17 protein-coding genes are annotated in these 19711 nt (G+C 67.8%); 10 read left to right on the forward strand and 7 right to left on the reverse strand.

What is annotated here, in order from left to right:
- Nucleotides 1-117: 117 nt before the first annotated feature.
- Nucleotides 118-855 (reverse strand): SDR family oxidoreductase, encoded by a 738-nt coding sequence (locus tag OM513_RS16320; RefSeq protein WP_264945679.1) that lies wholly within the window; start codon nucleotides 853-855, stop codon nucleotides 118-120.
- Between the two features lie 193 nt (nucleotides 856-1048).
- Here OM513_RS16320 and OM513_RS16325 point away from each other — a divergent pair, with 193 nt between their 5' ends.
- Genes OM513_RS16325 through OM513_RS16335 form a run of 3 tightly spaced genes read left to right on the forward strand, consistent with a single transcriptional unit; the run spans nucleotide 1049 to nucleotide 5012 of the window.
- Entirely contained in the window at nucleotides 1049-2212 is a 1164-nt protein-coding gene (locus tag OM513_RS16325) for an acyl-CoA dehydrogenase family protein (protein WP_264945681.1), read from the forward strand.
- Nucleotides 2209-3345 (forward strand): acyl-CoA dehydrogenase family protein, encoded by a 1137-nt coding sequence (locus OM513_RS16330; RefSeq protein ID WP_264945682.1) that lies wholly within the window; start codon nucleotides 2209-2211, stop codon nucleotides 3343-3345. The genes OM513_RS16325 and OM513_RS16330 overlap by 4 nt, the downstream gene beginning before the upstream one ends.
- Nucleotides 3346-3359: 14 nt before the next feature.
- Nucleotides 3360-5012, forward strand: coding sequence for a thiamine pyrophosphate-requiring protein (locus tag OM513_RS16335; RefSeq protein WP_264945683.1), 1653 nt, complete (start codon nucleotides 3360-3362; stop codon nucleotides 5010-5012).
- A 22-nt stretch (nucleotides 5013-5034) separates the two neighbouring features.
- On the opposite strand, the gene OM513_RS16340 is transcribed toward OM513_RS16335, so the two are convergent.
- Nucleotides 5035-6123, reverse strand: a complete 1089-nt coding sequence (locus OM513_RS16340; RefSeq protein WP_264945685.1) for an aldo/keto reductase — start codon at nucleotides 6121-6123, stop codon at nucleotides 5035-5037.
- 93 nt (nucleotides 6124-6216) lie between these two features.
- Here OM513_RS16340 and OM513_RS16345 point away from each other — a divergent pair, with 93 nt between their 5' ends.
- Nucleotides 6217-7674 (forward strand): aldehyde dehydrogenase family protein, encoded by a 1458-nt coding sequence (locus OM513_RS16345; protein ID WP_264945686.1) that lies wholly within the window; start codon nucleotides 6217-6219, stop codon nucleotides 7672-7674.
- A 47-nt stretch (nucleotides 7675-7721) separates the two neighbouring features.
- On the opposite strand, the gene OM513_RS16350 is transcribed toward OM513_RS16345, so the two are convergent.
- Both OM513_RS16350 and OM513_RS16355 read right to left on the reverse strand, forming a co-directional pair.
- Nucleotides 7722-7892: a hypothetical protein gene (locus tag OM513_RS16350; protein WP_264945687.1), complete on the reverse strand. Its 171-nt coding sequence runs from the start codon at nucleotides 7890-7892 to the stop codon at nucleotides 7722-7724.
- A 70-nt stretch (nucleotides 7893-7962) separates the two neighbouring features.
- The gene (locus OM513_RS16355) at nucleotides 7963-8730 is read right to left on the reverse strand and encodes a FadR/GntR family transcriptional regulator (RefSeq protein WP_264945689.1); all 768 of its coding nucleotides are present in this window, start codon (nucleotides 8728-8730) and stop codon (nucleotides 7963-7965) included.
- A gap of 204 nt (nucleotides 8731-8934) precedes the next feature.
- Here OM513_RS16355 and OM513_RS16360 point away from each other — a divergent pair, with 204 nt between their 5' ends.
- From OM513_RS16360 to OM513_RS16380, 5 genes are all read left to right on the forward strand, one after another.
- On the forward strand, nucleotides 8935-10284 hold the full coding sequence (locus OM513_RS16360) for a Rieske 2Fe-2S domain-containing protein (RefSeq protein ID WP_264945690.1): 1350 nt from the start codon (nucleotides 8935-8937) through the stop codon (nucleotides 10282-10284).
- A gap of 3 nt (nucleotides 10285-10287) precedes the next feature.
- The gene (locus OM513_RS16365) at nucleotides 10288-11493 is read left to right on the forward strand and encodes a pyridoxal-phosphate-dependent aminotransferase family protein (RefSeq protein ID WP_264945691.1); all 1206 of its coding nucleotides are present in this window, start codon (nucleotides 10288-10290) and stop codon (nucleotides 11491-11493) included.
- 92 nt (nucleotides 11494-11585) lie between these two features.
- Nucleotides 11586-12884, forward strand: coding sequence for an MFS transporter (locus OM513_RS16370; protein WP_264945693.1), 1299 nt, complete (start codon nucleotides 11586-11588; stop codon nucleotides 12882-12884).
- Between the two features lie 104 nt (nucleotides 12885-12988).
- Nucleotides 12989-13945 carry a PDR/VanB family oxidoreductase gene (locus OM513_RS16375; RefSeq protein WP_264945695.1) on the forward strand — a complete coding sequence of 319 codons (957 nt, stop codon included), beginning with the start codon at nucleotides 12989-12991 and terminating at the stop codon, nucleotides 13943-13945.
- Between the two features lies 1 nt (nucleotide 13946).
- Nucleotides 13947-15242: an MFS transporter gene (locus OM513_RS16380; protein ID WP_264945697.1), complete on the forward strand. Its 1296-nt coding sequence runs from the start codon at nucleotides 13947-13949 to the stop codon at nucleotides 15240-15242.
- Nucleotides 15243-15261: 19 nt separating this feature from the next.
- Here the strand turns inward: OM513_RS16380 and OM513_RS16385 are convergent, their stop codons facing one another.
- A complete protein-coding gene (locus OM513_RS16385; RefSeq protein WP_264945698.1) occupies nucleotides 15262-16425 on the reverse strand; it encodes an FAD-dependent oxidoreductase in 1164 nt (387 codons plus the stop codon).
- Between the two features lie 5 nt (nucleotides 16426-16430).
- Nucleotides 16431-17822 (reverse strand): FAD-dependent oxidoreductase, encoded by a 1392-nt coding sequence (locus OM513_RS16390; RefSeq protein WP_264945699.1) that lies wholly within the window; start codon nucleotides 17820-17822, stop codon nucleotides 16431-16433.
- 136 nt (nucleotides 17823-17958) lie between these two features.
- Between OM513_RS16390 and OM513_RS16395 the strand changes: the two genes are divergently transcribed.
- Nucleotides 17959-18774 (forward strand): nuclear transport factor 2 family protein, encoded by an 816-nt coding sequence (locus tag OM513_RS16395; RefSeq protein WP_264945700.1) that lies wholly within the window; start codon nucleotides 17959-17961, stop codon nucleotides 18772-18774.
- Between the two features lie 6 nt (nucleotides 18775-18780).
- On the opposite strand, the gene OM513_RS16400 is transcribed toward OM513_RS16395, so the two are convergent.
- On the reverse strand, nucleotides 18781-19707 hold the full coding sequence (locus OM513_RS16400; protein ID WP_264945701.1) for a ketopantoate reductase family protein: 927 nt from the start codon (nucleotides 19705-19707) through the stop codon (nucleotides 18781-18783).
- Nucleotides 19708-19711: the final 4 nt, after the last annotated feature.

Below are 19711 nucleotides of genomic sequence, written 5' to 3' on the forward strand. Positions count from 1 at the left end.
CTCCCGTATCCCGCGGTTATTTCCGGCCGCGGTCCCTTATCGATGGATAACTAGCCCCGGAATGGACCCTGTCAATATAATCATCTAACTATAATACTCTTTGCGCTTCCTCCGTCATCAGCCCCTCCCCAGGAATGGCATCGTGTTGGGAAGCATGGTTCCCTCGACGAAGTTCACATGGTCCGGCAGATCCGCCATGGCGAGCACGGCACGCGCCGCGACATCGGCGCCGATCGTCCTCCCCGGAGAGGGGTCCGCGGGTGGCGCGCTCCCTCCGCCCAGCTCCGTCCCGACAATGCCGGGATGGAAGATGGAGGAGGCGATCCCGTGCGCCCGCCCATCGATGGCAAGCGAATGGTTCAGCCCCGAAAGCGCGAACTTGCTGGCGGCATAGGCTGCGGTGTTGGGCCGCGGCGTGATCGCCGAAAGGCTGCCGATATGGATGATCCGCCCCGCACCCTGCCCGCGCATGATGCGAAACGCCTCACGCGCACAGAAGAAGGCGCCGGTAAGATTGGTGTCGATCACCTCGCGCCAGCGCTCGGCAGTGAGTTGATCGGTGGGGGTATGATCGGCGACGCCGGCATTGTTGATAAGGACATCGATCCGGCCGAAACGATCCATGCCGGCCTGGAACAGCGCCGCCACATCGCCTTCGTCGCGCACGTCGCACGCAACCGCGACGGCCGCGGCGCCCAGCCCCTCGATCTCCGCGACAAGGGCGTCGAGGCGGTCCTTGCGCCGCGCGCCGAGCACCAGCCTGGCCCCCGCCTCCGCAAAAGCGATCGCCACTGCGCGGCCCAGCCCGGCACTGGCACCGGTAACGACTACGACCCTGCCTTGGACATATGCCACGTCCGCCGCCTCTCCCTCACATGGACCCTGTCGCCTGGCCCGTCTGGCGCGGGCCTTCATCGCAACGGAGCCGATAGATTCATTGTTGCGCGAATCGATGCTTGTGACAACTATATATCTTGACGCCGGCGATATAAAGCGCCTTGTCATTCAGGCGCCGGGGCACCTGCCCCGGAACGGGAGAGGAGTCGGGATGTATACCGAGGAAGAGGAGGCCTTCGCGGCCGAGGTCCGCGCCTTCGTGCGCGAAAATTGCCCGGAAACGGTGCGCGAGAAGGTGATCGGCGCGATGCGCATCACGTCCGACGAACGCCGCGCCTGGCATCGTGCCTTGCACGCGCGCGGCTGGGCCGCGCCGCACTGGCCCGCCGAATATGGCGGCACGGGCTGGAGCGCGGTGCAGACCTATATCTTCGCGGAGACGCTGTCGGAGGAAGGCGCGCCGGACCTCGGCTCCTTCGGCCTCAAGATGCTCGGCCCGACGCTGATGCGCTATGGCAGCGACGAGCAGAAGGCCCGCTATCTGCCCCGCATCCTTTCGGGCGAGGACTATTGGTGCCAGGGCTTCTCGGAGCCCGGCGCTGGATCCGACCTCGCATCGCTAAAGACCCATGCGGAATTCGACGGCACCCATTGGGTGGTCAACGGCCAGAAGATGTGGACCACCATGGCGCATGAGGCGAACATGATGTTCGCGCTGGTGCGCACCGATCCCTCCGCGCCCAAGCCGCAGATGGGCATCTCCATGCTGCTGATCGATCTTGCGACCCCCGGCATCGACATCCGCCCGATCCTGCTGCTGAACGGCGAGCGCACCACCAACGAGGTGTTCTTCGACAATGTGCGCGTGCCGGCCGAGAATCTGGTGGGCGAGCCGCACAAGGGCTGGACCTATTCGCGCGTCGTGCTGGGCAACGAACGCCTGAGCATCGCGCGCATCGGCCTCAATCGCCGCCAGCTCGCCAAGCTGAAGCGCATCGCCGATGCGGATGGCCTGCTCGATGCGCCGCTGTTCCGCGCGCGCGTGGTGGCGGCGGAGATCGAACTGACCGCGCTGGAGGCGATGGCGGTGGGCATGCTGGAGCGCGCCCGTGCCGGCCTGGCCCCGGGGATCGAGGCCAACATGCTGAAGATCAAGGGATCGGAATTGCAGCAGACGCTGGCGCAATTGCTTGCCGAGGCGCTCGGCCGCCGCGCAGCGCCCTATGGCGCCGATGCGATCGACCCCGAACGGCCCTGGGCGGCGGCGCTGTTCAAGAGCCATTTCGATACCCGTGTCGTGACCATCTACGGCGGATCGAACGAGATCCAGCGCAACATCATCGCCAAGACGCTTGGCCTGGGAGCAGCCCGATGAACCTTTCCACCACCCAACTGGATACCGCCCGGCCCGCCGACGAGGGTTCCGAGATCCGCGGCCTGCTGCGCCAGTCGCTCGAAACGCTGCTGAGCCGCATCTATTCCTTCGAGCAGCGCAGCGCGGGCCGCGCCTCGCCCGGCCGCGAGGTCGAAGGTGCCTGGGAGGCCTATGCCGAACTCGGCCTGCTGGCGCTGACACTGCCCGAGGAACATGGCGGATTCGCCGCGGAGCTGGCCGATATCGCGATGGCGGCGGAGCTGATGGGCGGATCGATGACGGTCGAGCCCTATCGCCCGACGATGGTCGCGGCGCGGCTCATCGCGGCGGCGGGAGCGCCCGATCAGCAAGCACGCTGGCTACCCGGCGTGGCGAGCGGCACCGTCCGCGCCGCGCTGGCGCATGAGGAAGGCAGCGGCCGGCTGGCGGCTCCGATCGCGGCGGCGGCCGTGCGAGAGGGCGAGGGCTGGCGGCTGAGCGGCCGCAAGACCGTGGCCGCGGGCGGCGACAACGCCGATGTCTTCGTCATATCGGCGCTGACCGATGGCGAGACCGTGCTGTTCGCGGTGCCCGCCGGTGCGGTGAAGCGCCGCGCCTATCGCTGCTTCGACTGGACCGGGGCGGCCGACCTGGATCTCGACGGACTGGTGCTGCCCGCGGACGCGCTGATGCCCGGCGGCGGCGATGCGCTGGCCCGCGCGCTGGACGAGGCGACGGCGCTGGCCTGTGCCGACGCGGTGGGCGCGATCCGTGCCGCCAACCGGCTGGTCCGCGAACACACCGGCACGCGCAAGCAGTTCGGCCGCTCGCTCGACAGCTTCCAGGTGTTGCAGCACCGCATGGTCGACATGGCCATCGCCGAGGAACTGGCCGCGCCGATCGCCGAATCCGCGATCAAGGCGTGTGAGCTTGCCGCACCGGCCGACCGGGCGCGTGCGGTGTCCGCGGCCAAGGTGAAGGTCGGGGATTCGGCGCGGCTGGTCGGCCAGGAATGCGTGCAGCTTCACGGCGGCATGGGGCTTACGCAGGAATATCCCGCGTCGCACCTGTTCGCCCGGCTGGGGCTGTTCGAGCGCGCGCATGGCGACCGCGACGATCATATCGAGCGCTACGCCGCACTGATGTCGCGCTGAACGGAGAGGAACGCATGACGAAGATGCAGGCCGGCGCCGCGATCGCCGAGATCCTGAAGCGCGAGGGCGTGGACACCTTCTTCGCCTATCCGCGCAATGCGGTGATCGAGGCGGCGGCGGACGCGGGAATCCGGACCGTGATCGTCCGGCAGGAACGCACCGGCCTGCACATGGCGGACGCGCTTTCGCGGCTCAGCCGGGGCGCACGCATGGGCGTGTTCGGCATGCAATATGGTCCCGGCGCCGAAAGCGCGTTCGGCGGCGTCGCCCAGGCCTATGCCGAAAGCGTGCCGGTGCTGGTGCTGCCCGGCGGGTTTCCCACCCGCACGGCGCACCTGCCCGGCAATTTCAATTCCACCGCGGTGATGGGCCATGTCGCCAAGCATGCCGAGCCGCTGAGCGCGGTCGCCGAGATCCCGAACGTGATGCGCCGCGCCTTCACCCATCTGCGCAACGGGCGCCCGCGCCCGGTGGTGGTCGAGCTGCCGTCAGACGTGATGTACGGCCAGCCGTTCGAAGGGCCGCTGGAATATGCGCCGGTGGTCCGCACGCGCTATGCGCCGGACGCGGAGTCGGTGGCGCGCGCGGCCGATGCGCTGGTCGCGGCCGGACGCCCCGTGCTCTACGCCGGCCAGGGCATCCACTGGTCCGAAGCCTATGCCGAGCTGAAGGAGCTGGCCGAACTGCTCGCCGCCCCGGTCTGCACCAGCCTGCCGGGCAAGAGCTGCTTCGATGAGACGCACCCGCTGGCGCTGGGCTCCGGCGGCGCGGCGATGCCGCGCACGGTGCGCCACTTCCTGGACGCGGCCGACGTGATCGCCGGGCTGGGATGCAGCTTCACCGAGACCGCGTTCGGCGTGGCGATGCCGCGCGGAAAGACCTTCATCCAGGCCACGCTGGACCCCGCCGACATCAACAAGAGCGTGGCCGTGCAGCACGCGCTGGTGGGCGACGCCAGGCTGGCGCTGCGGATGCTGATCGACGCATGCCGCGATCGGATCGGCGCGGACGCACGCGATCCGTCCGCCACCGTCGCGGAAATCCGCGCGGTGGAGGCCGAATGGCTGGCGCACTGGATGCCCAAGCTCACGTCGGACGCCACGCCGATCAGTCCCTATCGCGTCCTTTGGGACCTGCAGCACACGGTGGACGTGGACAATACGATCATCACCCATGACGCGGGATCGCCGCGCGACCAGCTCATGCCGTTCTGGAAGACGCGCGTTCCGATGAGCTACATCGGCTGGGGCAAATCGACGCAGCTCGGCTATGGCCTCGGCCTCGCGATGGGGGCCAAGCTGGCCTGCCCGGACAAGCTGTGCATCAACGTGTGGGGCGATGCCGCGATCGGCTTCACCGGCATGGATTTCGAAACGGCGGTGCGCGAACGCCTGCCGATCCTGTCGATCCTGCTCAACAATTCGGCGATGGCGATGGAGCTGCCCGTGATGCCGATCGCGACGGAGAAGTTCCGCGCCACCGACATTTCCGGCAACTATGCCGCGTTCGCCCAGGCGCTGGGCGGACATGGCGAGCGGATCACCCGCGTTGAGGATATCGTGCCGGCGATCCGGCGCGGGATCGAGGCGACGATGCGCGGCCAGCCTGCGCTGCTGGAGTTCATCACCTCGCAGGAAACCGAGGCTTCGCGCTATCCGCTGCGCTGAGTGCCCGGAGCGGCGGCGGGCCTCAGGCCTTGCCGCCGCCGCCCTGGCTGGGCGATCCGGCCCCGGGCTGGGAAAACACGCCGTTGATGCGCGTGCCGCCGCTGATCGATCCGATGGCACGGCGCGCGAAATCGCCCGGATAGGGGATGCGCGGCTTGCTCACCTCGTCCAGCGCGGCGAGGTCCTCCGCCGGCAGTTCGATCCGGGCCGAGGCGGCGTTTTCCGTAAGCTGATCGATCGTGTGCGCGCCGAGCAGGATCGTTCCCATCGCCGGCTGCACGCGCAGCCAGGCAAGCGCGGCCTGCGACGGGCTGACGCCGTTGCGCTCCGCCACCGCGATCAGCGTGTCGAGGATCGCGTCGCTGCGATCGTCGAGCGCGCGGGTGACGAACACCGCCCGCCCCTCCGCGTTGTGGCCCTCCGGATCGCCCTTGCGATAGCGGCCGCTGAGCGCGCCGTTGCGCAGCGGCGACCAGGCGGCGATGTTCATGCCATAGGCCTGGGCCATCGGCACATGCTCGATCTCGATGCTGCGTTCCATCAGCGAATATTGAAGCTGCAGCCCGGCGATCGGCATATGGTTGCGCCACTGCGCGATCCAGTGCGCCTCGGATATCTTCCACGCCGGCGTGTTCGAAAGGCCGACGTGCAGGATCTTGCCCGCCGAAACCAGATCGTCGAGCGCGCGCAGCGTCTCTTCCATCGGCGTGTACGGATCCCACAGGTGCATCCAGTAGAGATCGAGCCGGTCGGTACGCAGGCGGCGCAGCGATCGTTCGCAGGTCTGGATGATCGCCTTGCGCCCCGCCCCGCCCGAATTGGGATCGCCCGGCTGCGTGTTCGATCCGAACTTGCTCGCGATCACCAGCCGGTCCCGCGCGCCCGGTTCGGCGGCCAGATAATCGCCGATGATCACCTCTGCCTCGCCCCCGCCATAGCTGTTGGCGCAATCGAGGAAATTGCCGCCAAGCTCGCGATAATGCGCGATCATCCGGCCCGCCGCCGCCGCGTCGAGGCTCCAGCTCTGGCTGCCGCCGAAGTTGAACGCGCCCAGCGCGTAACGGCTGACGCGCAGCCCGGAGCGGCCAAAGGTAATGAAGTCGTCGAGCATGATTCGCCTTCCCGCAGCTTGCCGAAACTATCGTACTGTCATATTGTTTAACCCACGTGCGCGAAAGCCCCGCGCGATGCAAGGACCATGTTGATGAGCGATACGATCGAAGCCCCCGCCCCTGCCCTGGACGTTCCGGCGATCGCATCCGGCATGCTGATCGACGGCGCGATCGTGGCGGGCGAAGCGTTCATCGAGGTGGTGAATCCGGCGACCGGCCTGCCCTTCGCCCTTGCCCCGGACGCGACACGCGCACAGCTCGATCGTGCCGTGGCCGCCGCGCGCCGCGCCTTTCCGGCATGGGCCGCGACGCCGATCGAGGAGCGCCGCGCCACCGTGCAGCGCATCGCCGCACGGCTGCGCGAGCATGCCGACGCGATCGGCGCGCTGCTGACCGCCGAGCAGGGCAAGCCGCTGCGCGACGCGATCGGCGAGACGCGCCGTGCGGCCGATCATATGGAGGCGCTGGTCGCGCTCGACATCTCCGGCCAGTTGCTGCGCGACGACGGGAAGGAGCGCGTGTGGATCCGCCATCGCCCGCTGGGCGTGGTTGGCGGCATCACGCCATGGAACGTACCCGTGATCCTGGCGATGGTGAAGGTGGCGCAGGCGCTCTACACCGGGAACACGCTGGTGCTGAAGCCGTCGCCCTTCACCCCGCTCTCCACGCTGGCGGTGGGCCAGGCGATCGCGGACGTGGTGCCGGCCGGGGTGGTCAACTTCGTCAGCGGCGGCAACGATCTGGGCGCCTGGATCACCGGCCATCCGGACATCGCCAAGATCAGCTTCACTGGATCGGTGGCCACCGGCCGCCGCGTGATGGAAAGCGCCGCGGGGACGTTCAAGCGCGTGACGCTGGAGCTGGGCGGCAACGATCCCGCCATCGTGCTGCCCGATGTGGACATCGACGCGGCGGCCGAGGGGATCGTGCGCAGCACCTTCGCCAATTGCGGGCAGGTGTGCATGGCGATCAAGCGCGTCTACCTCCACAGCGCGATCCGCGATGCGATGATCGCGGCGATGGCGGAAAAGGTGCGCGCGATCCGCATCGGCCCGGGCGACGACCCCGCAAGCACCATGGGGCCGATCCAGAACCGCATGCAGTTCGAAAAGGTCGCCGCGCTGATCGATGCGGTGCGCAACACGCCGGGCGCGGAGATCGTGACCGGCGGCACCGTCCACCGCGGCGGCGGCTATTTCATCGAGCCGGCGATCGTCACCGGCCTCTCCGACGATTCCCCGCTGGTGCGCGACGAGCAGTTCGGGCCGGTGATGCCGGTGATGGTCTATGACGATATCGAGGATGCCATCGCACGCGCCAACGCCACCGAATTCGGCCTGGGCGGATCGGTGTGGACCCGCGACGTGGCGGCGGGCCAGGCGATCGCCGAGCGGATCGAGGCGGGATCGGTATGGGTCAACCGCCACCTGGGCAATGCCAAGGATGTGCCCTTCGGCGGCGCCAAATATTCCGGCTATGGCCGCGAACAGGGCGTGGCGGGGATGCTCTCCTATACGGAGATGCAGGCGGTGGCGGTGCCGGTCGCCTGACGGAGGCCGGGCCGGCCCCGGCCTTGCCGGGCGGCCCGCCCCCTTGCCTACAGGTTCACCAGTTCCGGATCGTGCGACATCGCATAGGCGAGTTCGTCGGCATCCTCGATACGCAGGCCGCCGCGGACGGGGCGCGCGTCCTTGATGCTGGTCACGCCCTTGCGATCGCAGACGCACCAGCCGGTTTCGTCCGGGCGGATGTCGTAACGGTCCGGCACGGCGCTGCTCTCCCTGTCGATCGGCGGCCGCAAACTATAATATAGTCAGATTCTTCCGCAAGCAGTTCGTTCAGTCCTGCGTGCTGGAGAAGGCGGGCGCTTTCTTGCGCGATTTGCCGCTAGCCTGCTTCAGACGGTACAGCATCGATTGCCGCCGGTTGAGCAGATGCCTGCGCATCGCGCCGAACGCGCCCTCAGGATCGCGTGCCTCGATCCGCTCCAGGATGCCGTTCAGCCCTTCGTAGCGGAATTCGTTCGATGCGTCGGAATCGATCGCGTTGAACAGGTTTAGCAACGCATGCTCCAGCGCGTGCATCAGCGTGACCAGCGTCCGCGATCGCGACGCCTCGACGATCGCCGCGTGGAAATCCAGAATGCGCTCCACCGACGCGCGACGGCTGAGGTTGGGCGCCATCACCGCCTCCAGCAGCCGGCGCAGCTCCGCGATCTCCTCGTCGGTGGCATGTTCGGCGGCAAGCTCGGCCGCGCGGCACTCCACGCCGATGCGCGCGTCGAAAATCTCCTCCGGCGTCACCTGGACGAGCATGAACTGCACCGCCAGCGCGGTGGCGAACTGGTCCGGCCGCCCTTCCGATATGGTGGCGCCGCCGCCCGATCCGGTTTTGATCGTGACGACGCCCAGCGCCTCCAGCCTGCCCAGCGCCTCGCGAATCGGCACGCGGCTGGTGTTGAACATCTGGGTGAGCTGCGCCTCGGTTCCCAGGAACTGGCCCGGCTCCAACTGGCCGGAAAACAGCGCCTCGATCACCTGATCGACGATGCGCGTCGCAAGCGATTGGGTGCGGATCGAGCTGAATACGGAACGGGGGGGTGGCACGATCTGACGATGATCCCAGAGAGTTCGGTAACGCGCAACAACAGGCAGACAATATTACAGATTTCCCGAACCGATCAACCGCGCCCCCGCATGAACGCCCGCCCGGTCGCTTGACAGGGGGTTCCGGCGCCCCCTAAACTGTATTACAGTTATACCATCGCAGCCTTGCTGCGGCCGACAGACAAGCGGGACAAGAGGAAGCCGATGCGAGCCGATGAAAACGAGCTGTTGACGCGGGTTGGCCCCGGAACGGCGATGGGCGCGCTGTTGCGCGAATACTGGATACCGGCGCTGATGCCGGACGAGCTGGTGGCGGGCGGCGCCCCCGTGCGCCTGCGGCTGCTGGGCGAGAATTTCCTCGCCTTCCGCTCGCCCGATGGCCAGGTCGGCGTGGTCGATCACCAGTGCGCGCATCGCTGCGCATCGCTCTTCTATGGCCGTAACGAGGAAGGCGGCATCCGCTGCGTCTATCATGGCTGGAAGTTCGCCACGAACGGCCAGTGCGTCGAGATGCCGAGCGAGCCGCCGGAGACCGACTACAAGGCCCGCGTGAAGATCCGCGCGCTGCACGTCGCCGAGAAATATGGCGTCGTCTGGGTTCATATGGGCCGGCGCCAGACACCCCCGCCGCTCCCCCATTTCGATTGGGACGAGCTGGAGGAAGGCCAGCAGCTCTCCGTCAGCTTCATGATGCGCGAGTGCAACTGGCTCCAGGCGCTGGAGGGTGACATCGACACCTGCCACGTCGGCTTCCTGCATCTGGGCGCCGCCAGCCCCGACGATTTCGAGGAAGGATCGATCAACTATTACCGACAGCAGCCGGAGAATCTGGCGCCCAAATATGAGGCGCTCGAAACCGCCTATGGCAATCTCTATTGCGCCTATCGCCACGCGGGGCCGGACCAGCTCTATCACCGCATCGGCCAGTTCGCGATGCCGTTCTGGACGATGGCGCCGTCGGAGCCGATGGACCATATCCGCGCCCGCGCCTGGGTGCCGATCGACGATTATCATTCGATGCTGATCGTGATCGGCGGCCCGCGCACCGCGACGACGCTGACCAAGGAAGGCAAGCCGATCGCGGGCACCAGCGATCCGATCAAGTTCCTGCCCAACACCACCGACTGGCTGGGCCGGTTCCGCATCGAGGAAAACCCCCGCAACGACCACCTGATCTCACGCGACGTTCAGCGCGACGCCAGCTACACCGGCATCCAGGGGATTCCGGTCCAGGACCAGGCGGTGACCGAGAGCATGGGGCCGATCGTGGACCGGACCAAGGAGCATCTGGGCACCAGCGACCGGATGATCATGCTCACCCGCCGCCGCCTGCTGCGCGCCGCCACCGCGCTGCGCGACCAGGGAACCGTGCCGCCGGACGTGGAGGACGCCGAGGCGTTCCACTATGTCCGCGCGGGCTTCGCCGTCCTGCCGCGCGAGCGCGACTGGCTGGAATATTACAACGAGCGGCGAACCGCGTGGAGCAAGGGCGCGGCCGAGCCGATCGAACGCCTGGCCCGCACCGGCGCCCGAGCACCCGAAAAGGCAGCCTGATTCATGACCCGACCCAGTTACCAGCCCGGCCGTCACTTCCTGCAACTGCCGGGGCCGACCAACACCCCGCTGCGCGTTTCGGAAGCGATCGCGCGCCCGACGATCGATCATCGCGGCCCCGAGTTCCAGGCGCTGGGCCATGAGGTGCTGTCGCGCGTGCGCGCCATGTTCAAGACCGAAGGGCCGGTGATCATCTATCCCTCCTCGGGCACGGGCGCCTGGGAGGCCGCGCTGGTGAACGCGCTGTCGCCCGGCGATCATATCCTGATGTACGAAACCGGCTGGTTCGCCACGCTCTGGAGCCGGCTGGCGGCGCGGATCGGGCTGGTGCCGGAACTGCTTCCCGGCGACTGGCGGACCCCGGTGGACGCCGCGGCGATCGAGACGCGGCTGCGCGAGGATCGCGCGCACGCGATCAAGGCGGTGTGCGTCGTCCACAACGAAACCTCGACCGGCGTTACTTCCGATATCGCATCGGTGCGCCGCGCGATCGACGCGGCCGGGCATCCGGCGCTGCTGATGGTCGACACCGTCTCGTCGCTGGCTGCGGCCGATTACCGGCACGACGAATGGGGCGCCGACGTCGCCGTCTGCGGATCGCAGAAGGGGCTGATGCTGCCGCCGGGGCTTTCCTTCAACGCCGTATCGCAGAAGGCGCTGCGCGCGTCGGAGAGCGCCGGTTTCGTCCGGTCCTATTGGGACTGGGGCGAGATGCTGGCGTTCAACCGCGACGGTTTCTTCCCCTACACCCCCGCCACCAACCTGCTCCAGGGCCTGAAGGTGGCGATCGACATGCTGGAGGAGGAAGGGCTCGACGCCGTCTTCGCGCGGCACGAACGCGCCGGCCGGGCCACGCGGGCGGCGGTGCGGCACTGGGGCTTCGAGGTGCAGTGTATCGATGCATCTGCGGATTCGCCCGTGCTGACCGGCGTGCGCATGCCCGAAGGGCATTCGGCGGACGCGCTGCGCGCCGCCATCCTGGAACGCAGCAACATGAGCCTGGGCAGCGGCCTGGGCCAGCTAGCCGACAAGGTGTTCCGCATCGGCCATGTCGGCGATTTCAGCGATCCGGCGACGCTGGGCACGATCGCCGCGATCGAGGCGGCGATGCGTGCCACGGGTGTCCCCCATCGATCGGGCGGCACCGAAGCCGCGATCGAGGTGCTGGCGGGGGAAGAAACCCCGGTGCCCAGCACCCAGGCCGCCTGAACGGAAGGATGCCCTGCATCCGGCGATCACGACGAACCATGCACTGACGCGGCACAGACTCGCGCGGGCGATATGACGAGGGAGGAGCCCCGATGCAGAACCTGCTGACGATCGACCGCGCGCGCCAGATCGCTGCCGCTCTGCGCTATCCCGGATGGCGTGCGGTGGCGGTCGCCATCTGCATATTCTTCTTCGCGTTCGGCGCGCCGATGACGATGCCGCTCGTCTATCCGGAGGTGATGAAGGAGTTCGGCTGGTCGCTCACCCAGGCGACGCTGATCTATACCTACAAGAGCCTGACCGGGGCGGTGATGGCGATCTTCATCATCGGCCCGCTGGTGGACCGGATCGGTCTTAAGCCCGTAATGGTCGGCGCGATGCTGGCGGAGGCCATCGGTCTTTCCTCGTTCCTGTTCGTCAGTTCGTTGTGGAGCTATTACCTGTCCGGCTTCCTGATCGGGATCGGGCAGGCAGCGGTGATCATCACCGTGCGGCTCTACATATCGCGCTGGTTCGTCCGCAACGTGGGGCTGGCGAACGGCATCGCGATCATCGGCACCAGCTTCGGCGGCATCGCCTTTCCGCTGATCGCGAGCCAGCTCATCCCGCTCTACGGCTGGCGGATGGCCTTCGCGGGGCTCAGCCTGGGCGTATTCTGCGTATCGATCCCGCTGGCGCTGTTCGCGCGGACCAACCCCAGCGAGGCGGACGTGCTGCCCGACGCGGCGAAGGTGGCGAACAACGCCGATCCGGACAGCCTGCGCGCGGCGGAACTGGACATCAGCTATCGCGAGCTGTTCACCCAGCGCACCTTCTGGCTGATCGCCATCGCCACCTTCCTTTCGGCCGGGGTGGACCAGGCGGTTTTCCAGCACAGCATCTTCTACCTGACCAAGGAGGCCGGGCTGACGCGCACCGTGGCGGCCAGCGCGCTTTCGGTGACCTTCCTGATCGGCATCTTCGCCAAGTTCGGCGCGGGCGCGGTGTATGACCGCTTCTCGGTCAAGGGGGTTTCGGGGTGGAACATCCTGCTGGTCGTGGCGCTGCTGATGCTGCTGCCGGTGCAGGGATATGCGACCGCGCTGACCTTCGCGATCGTGATGGGCGTGGCGCATGCCGGGCTGGTGGTGGACGGGCCGGTGGTTTCCAAGCACGTCTACGGCCCGCGCTACATGAACCGGGTGCTGCCGATCTTCGCGGGCTTCAACACCATGGGATCGGCGACGGGGCCGGTGCTGCTGGCGATGTTCTACGATCATCAGGGCAGTTATGTGATGGGCATCAGCATCTTCGCGGTGCTGGTGGTGATCGCGGCGGCGATGCTGTGGCAGGTCCGGCCCTTCTATCGCGAGCGCCTGCGCGCGCTGGGAGGGGATCAGGGAGCGTCCTGAACCGCCGGCGGCCTTGACAGGCGGCAATGCACGCGGAAGGCGAACCCTAATATCGTAATATCTCTCGCGGCCATTCGTGCCGCGGGTTCGAAGAGGCAACGGCAATGCAACGCCCATGGCTGGAACTGCGGATCATATCCCGGCGGATCGAAGCGCAAGACATCGTAGCGCTCACCCTGGCCGCGCCCGACGGCAGCGCGCTGCCCGCGTTCAGTGCGGGATCGCATATCGATGTGGAGGTCTCGCCGGGGCTGATCCGGCAGTACTCGCTGTGCAACGATCCGGCGGGCAGCAGCCATTATGAGATCGCAGTGCTGCGCGATCCGGCGTCGCGCGGCGGATCGATCGCAATCCAAGAAGGCTTCGGCGAGGGCGATACGATCCGCGTGAGCGAGCCGCGCAACCACTTCCCGCTCCAGCCGGTGCGCGGCAAGGCGCTGCTGATGGCCGGCGGCATCGGCGTCACCCCGCTGCTCTGCATGGCCGAACGGCTGAGCGCGACCGGCGCCGATTTCGCGCTCCATTATTGCGCACGCACCCCGGCGCGCACCGCCTTCCGCGACCGCATTGCCGCCTCCCGCTTCGCGGACCGGGTGCGGTATCACTTCGACGACGGCCCGGACGGGCAGCGGCTCGATCCCGCGGCGCTCTTCGCCAACTGCGGCGAGGCGGATGTCTATGTCTGCGGACCGGCTGGCTTCATCGACTGGATCTGCTCCGCGGCCACTGCCGCCGGCATCGCGCAGGACCGGGTTCATCGCGAATATTTCTCGGCGGTCCCGGCCGAACCGGTGCCGGGCGGCGACCTTCCCTTCCGGCTGCGGATCGCCAGCTCCGGCGAGACGATCGAGGTCGCCGCGGACGAAAGCGCCGCCGCCGCGCTCGCCCGCCACGGCATCGAGCTGCCGATTTCGTGCGAACAGGGCATCTGCGGAACCTGCATCACCCGCGTGATCGAGGGCGAACCGGATCATCGCGACATGCTGATGCTCGACGGCAACAGCGAGTTCACGCCCTGCTGCTCGCGGGCACTGACCCCTGAGCTCGTGATCGACCTTTAGGGTGGGGCGTACAAACAGCGATCCGGGCGGCGCGGCACCGGCCCGGGCGCGCCATCGCAGCGCGCTCTCCGACCGCAGGTTCCTGGTCTACACCATGGCCAATGGCATCTCCTCGCTGGGCCTGTGGGTTCAGCGGCTGGCGATCGGATGGCTGTCGTGGGAGCTGACGCATTCGGAGATATGGGTCGGCGTCATCGCCTTTTCGCTGATGGGGCCAACCTTCTTCCTGTCCCCCTTCTTCGGGGTGTGGATCGACCGGCTGGAGCCGTTGCGCACCGCGACGGCGATCAACGTGCTGACCGCGCTGTGGGCGACGATGCTGGCGCTTTTCTCGCTCGCGGGAATGCTGCGGATCGAGATGCTGTTCGCGATCTCCGTGCTGATCGGCATCACTTCCGCCGCCTATGCGCCGACGCGCATCTCGATCCTGCCGGCGCTGGTCCCGCGCGAACTGTTGCCCAGCGCGATCGGGATCAGCGCGATGATCTTCAACGGATCACGCCTGCTGGGTCCTGCGATCGCCGGGGCGGTGCTGGTGGCGCTGCCGATGGCAGCGGCGTTCCTGATCAACGCGATCACCTATGCCCCGCTGATCTACGCGCTCGCCAAGGTCCGCTCCGCACCGGCCCCCAAGCCGCCCAAGGAACCGTTCTTCCGCCAGCTCGCGGAAGGGTTCGCCTATGCCGGCACGCATCCCTTCATCCGGCTTCAACTGTTGCTGACCGCTTGGGGAGCGTTGTTCGGGCGATCGATCCTGGAGGTTCTGCCCGTCTATGCCGACCGGCTCTATGCGGCGAGCACAGGCGGGCTGGCGATACTCTCCGGCGCGGCGGGTGCGGGCGCGCTGGTCGCGGCCTTCCTGTCATCGCGGCAACGGTTCGACAGCCGCGGGCTCCAACTCGGCAGCATCTCGCTCGCGGTGGTGAACGCCGCCGCGCTGCTGGTGCTGCCGGTCTACGACAATCTGTGGCTGGGCGCCTTCTGCGTGATGCTGGTCGGCTTCGGTTCGACAGGATCGGCAGTGCTTTCGCAGACGCTGGTGCAGGTCGAGGTCGAGGACCGCATCCGCGGGCGGGTGAGCAGCCTGTGGGGCATGGCCAGCCTGGGCGGATCGGCCTTTGGCGGACTGACCCTGGGCATCCTGCTGCGCCTGCTGGACGTGCATCACGCCACGCTGGTTACGGCCGTGATCGCGCTGGTGATGCCCGCGATAGCCTGGCGGATCGTGTGGCGCCGCAAGCCCGAGCCCCGGCGCGGCCTGGAATCCGCCCCGCTGGAGACCGTGGCTCCCGAGTGATTCCAGGAGCCACGCTGGCTCAGGCGGCGGCCGCCTCCAGGTCGCGCGGGGTCACGCCGCTGCGCACCGCCTCGGCCGCCGCCCGGCCGGCGGCATCGCCCAGCGCCGCGCAGTCGATACCGGCACCCGAACGGGCGTAGAAATCCGGATCGAACGAGGCGGCACGCCCCGCGACGAGCAGATTGTCCACGCCCTGCGGCAACAGGCATCCGAAGGGCACCGCCGCGCCCGGCGCCCCATCGGCGAGCGTCGCATCGCCCGCCACATGCCGCGAATGCGTGAGCGCCAGCGTCCCCGCGACATCGACCAGGAAGCTCTCCTCGAACCCCGGCACCGTCTTCAGGAAGGCCAGGAACGCGCGCATCAGCTTGCGCCCCTCGGTCTCGCTGACGCTCAGGTCCCTGCTGTTCCACGCCTGCCGCCCGCCGAAGCGCGGCCCGGCGACGAACGCGATCCCCCGCTCCCGCGCCAGGGGCGTGATACCATAGAGCGCGATCGTATCGGGCTGGCGCGGATCGAGCCGTCCCGCCCGCTTGGCCTCGGCGACCAGCGCCGGCCAGTGTGCGCTGCCTGCCAGCGCGCGATCGAAATCGATGCCGCCGACGCGGGCGTTGATCCCCAGCGGCGTTTCGCCCGGTTCCCGCACCGCGGCACCGGCCCGCACCGCCAGGTCCGCATCGCCGGTGGCGTCGATCACCACCTTCGCGCGCACGGCAAAGCGGCCCGACTTGTTCTCCACCATCGCGCCGCGTACGGCGCCGTCATCCAGGATCGGATCGGACACCCAGGTCGCGAGCAACAGATGCCCCCCCGCCTCGCGCACCAGATCGAGGCAGGCATATTTCAGCGCCTCCGGATCATAGATCAGCGCCCCGCCGGCAGTCTCGTCCGCAGCCGCGTTGCCGCTTGCGCGCAACCGTTCGAAGATCTCGGCGGAGATTCCACCGGACCCTTCGGTCAGCCCGATATCGAACGCCAGCGGCCCGTTGCCGCCAAGGACGACATTGCGCTCGACCAGCAGGGTATCCGACCCCGCCCGCGCAGCCGCGACCGCCGCAGCCACGCCGGCAAGACCACCGCCGCAGACGAGCACGTCCACCGACCGGTAGACCGGCGTCCGCCGCGCCGGCAGGGTGATTTCCACGGGCTTGTCCGCGGCCTGGAGGCTTCTTGCTTCGGTCATCGCGTTCAATCCCGCACCATGTGATGGACCTTGGCCTTGGCGATATCGATCGCGCCCTCGGCCAGATTCTGCCCCTGCTCGATCAGCAGGTCGCGTAGCACATCGATATCGACCCGGCGCGGCGCGATGCCCTCGCGGCAGGCCAGCGCGGCCGCAGTGCCCGCCGCCTGGCCGAACGCCATGCAATCCGGGATCTGCCGGCAGCGCGAATGCGCCTCGTAGCTCATCGACACCGTTTTGCCCGCGACCAGCAGGTTATCGATCTCCTGCGGGACGAGGCAGCCGAAGGGCACCCCGAAGACGGAGGTGACCATCTTCGCATTGGCCAGCCGCTCGCGGAACTCGGCGGTCGCCTCGCTGCCGTCGGTCGGGTGGCGGACGAAGCCCATCGTGTCGGGCAGCCGGTGATAGCGCTTGAAGATATCGGTGGGGTGGAAGATCCCGCCCAGGATATCCTCGCGCGTCAGGGTATATTCGCCCAGGACGCGGCGGGAATCGCGCACGCCGATCATCGGCGCGGCCTTGATCAGGAATGCGTTCTCGAACCCCGGCACCGTGCGCAGGAAGGGCATGAACTCGCGCACGCCCAGCCGGGTGCGCACCTCCGCATCGGTCAGGTCGTCGGCGTCATAGGGATCGCGGCGCAGGATACGGATGCCATAGATATAGCCCATCTCCCCCTCGCGCGTGGACGGGGCGATGCCGAAGTTGGAGAAATTGTCGAGGTACACGTCCTCGGCAAGCCGTCCGTCGGCCTTGGCAGCCTTCACCATCTCCGCGCGTCCGGTGCGGTCCTGGCTCTTGGCGTAATCGACGCCGCCGATCTGGAACAACATCACCATCGGCTGCGGGAAGTTATACTCCTGCATCGGCGCATTGGCGCGCGCGGCGATGTCCGCGTCGCCGGTGCAATCGATCACCACATCGGCAAGGATCACCTGGCGGCCCGACTTGTTCTCGATCACGACGCCCTTGATCGCGCCATCCTCGACGATCGCATCGGTAACCTGGGTGTGTGCGAGCAGCTCGGCGCCCGATTCCTCGAACAGGTCCCACAGGACGAATTTCAGCACTTCGGGATCGAAGGGGACGGCGAAATGCCCCTCCTCCAGATCGGGGTCCGCGCCACCCGAGGCGCGCAGCCGCTGGATCACTTCCTTCATGATGCCGCCGGTGAAGAAGGCCTGGTGATATTCGGTGACGAACGATCGCGGGCCGGTGCCGCCCAAGGTGGTGTCGCGTTCGATCGTGAGTACGCGCGCGCCGTTGCGCGCCGCGCTCACCGCCGCCGCCACGCCGGCCGCGCCGCCGCCGCAGACCAGCACGTCGACCTTGTCCAGCACGGGCAGGGCGCGCGCCGGCTCGTCGATAAATTCTTCGGAGTTTCCGGATGCCATGGATTTAGGGAACCATTCCGCTTGAGGTGCGCGAAAGCATATAACTGTATTATTATTATGCAAGGCGAAAAGCACTTGCGCTGCCCCCCCCGTACGCGAAGATGGCACCGGCACCGAATGCCGGCGGGAGGGGATGATGGACTTTTCGGCCTATGAAGCGCTGTTCAACACGGGCGACGATCGCGCGCTGGTCGAAACCTTCTTTCACGAGGACGTCCGCTTCACCGGCGGCACGCGCGACTATCGCGGGCGCGATGCACTGCTCGCCTTCCTGAAATGGGCGCATGACGGCGTGCGCGAGGTGATGCGCCCCCAACTCGTGCTGCAGGACGCGGATCATCTGTTCGCGGAGATCGACATGGATTTCCACGCGACCAGCGAGCGTGCCGATTTCCCCTTCGGCCATCTTTACCCCGGCGATTCGGTGACCGTGAAGTTCTTCGTCACCTATCGCCTCAGCAACGGCCGGATCGTGGAGCTGAAATCGATGACCTGGGCGCCCGGCAAGGGCGTCACCACCCTGCCCCGCCTGGGCGGACATCCCAGCCAGATCGCCGCCTTCCACGCCTATGTCGCCGCGTTCAGCAACGCCGATTGCGATCGCTTCCGCCAGTTCTACGCGCCCGATGTGGTGCTGACGCTCAATCCCCGCATCCCGCCGATCCACGGGCCGCAGGGCATCGTCGATTTCTATGGCCCGATGTTCGAACGGGTGCGCGAACGGCTGGATATCCATTCGGTCGAGGCAAGCGACAGCGCGATAACGCTGGACGCGACCATGTGCCTTACCGCCATCGCGGATGCGCCCGATTTCGTGATGGGGCCGATGCGTACCGGCGACCGGATCGAGGGCCGGGTGTTCGTCGACTATGCCCTGCGCGACGGGCTGATCGCGCGGATCGGCGTGCGCAGGCAGGGTGACATGATCACCCATCGCCACGCTGCCCATTGAACTGCGCTACCCCAGCTTCAGATAGCCGCGATCGATCATCCGCATCAGCGCGGCTAGCGTCGCGTTGACCGGGGCTTCCAGCCCGGCGTCTGCCGCGGCGCGCACGATCGCGCCGTTGATCGCGTCGATCTCCGTGGTGCGGCCGGCCAGACGGTCCTGGAGCATCGACGCCTTGTGGTTGCGATGATTGGCGAGCGCATAGGCGACCTTGGCGCTGATCGCACCCGGGTCCACCGCGATCCCCCGCGCCTGGGCGACCGCCACGGTTTCCCGCACCACCGCCATCGCGATGTCGCGCCCCTCCTCGCAGTCCAACTGGCCCACGGTGGCGCCCGTGATCGCGGCGGTGACATTAAGTGCCGCGTTGAACGCCGCCTTTTCCCAAACTGCGGCGGCGGCATCGGCCAGCACCGCGGTTTCGAACCCCGCACGGGCGAACAGTGCGCCCGCCGCGTCCGCTCCCCCGCCCGCCGCAGCCACGAAACCGCCCAGCCAGACCCGCCCATGCCCGGTCACGCGCACCTCGGTCGCGCCATGCAGGTCGGCGGGCTGATCGGTCACCCCCATCAGCGTGCGTTCCGCGCCGAACACCTCCGCCAGCGCCTCGGCGTTGCCGATCCCGTTCTGCAGCGTCAGCGCGTGGCAGCCCGGGCCGGCCAGATGCGCCACCGATGCGATGGCGGGGCCGCTGTGCATCGCCTTCACGAACAGGATCAGCAGATCCGGCCTATCGCGCACCTCGCCGGCCAGCGCGGCGGGAATGCGGACGCGGCGCGAACCGCGCTCGTCGGCGATGCCGATCCCGTCGCGATTGAGCAGCGCGATGCGCGGGCGATCAACGTCGATCAGCGTCACCCGCGCCCCCGCCTCGCCCAGCCGGGCCGCGAACAGGCAGCCCATCGCTCCCGCGCCAACGACGACAATCCGCTCCATGGCA

This window comes from Sphingomonas canadensis, from assembly GCF_026013525.1.
GTDB lineage: Bacteria > Pseudomonadota > Alphaproteobacteria > Sphingomonadales > Sphingomonadaceae > Sphingomonas > Sphingomonas canadensis.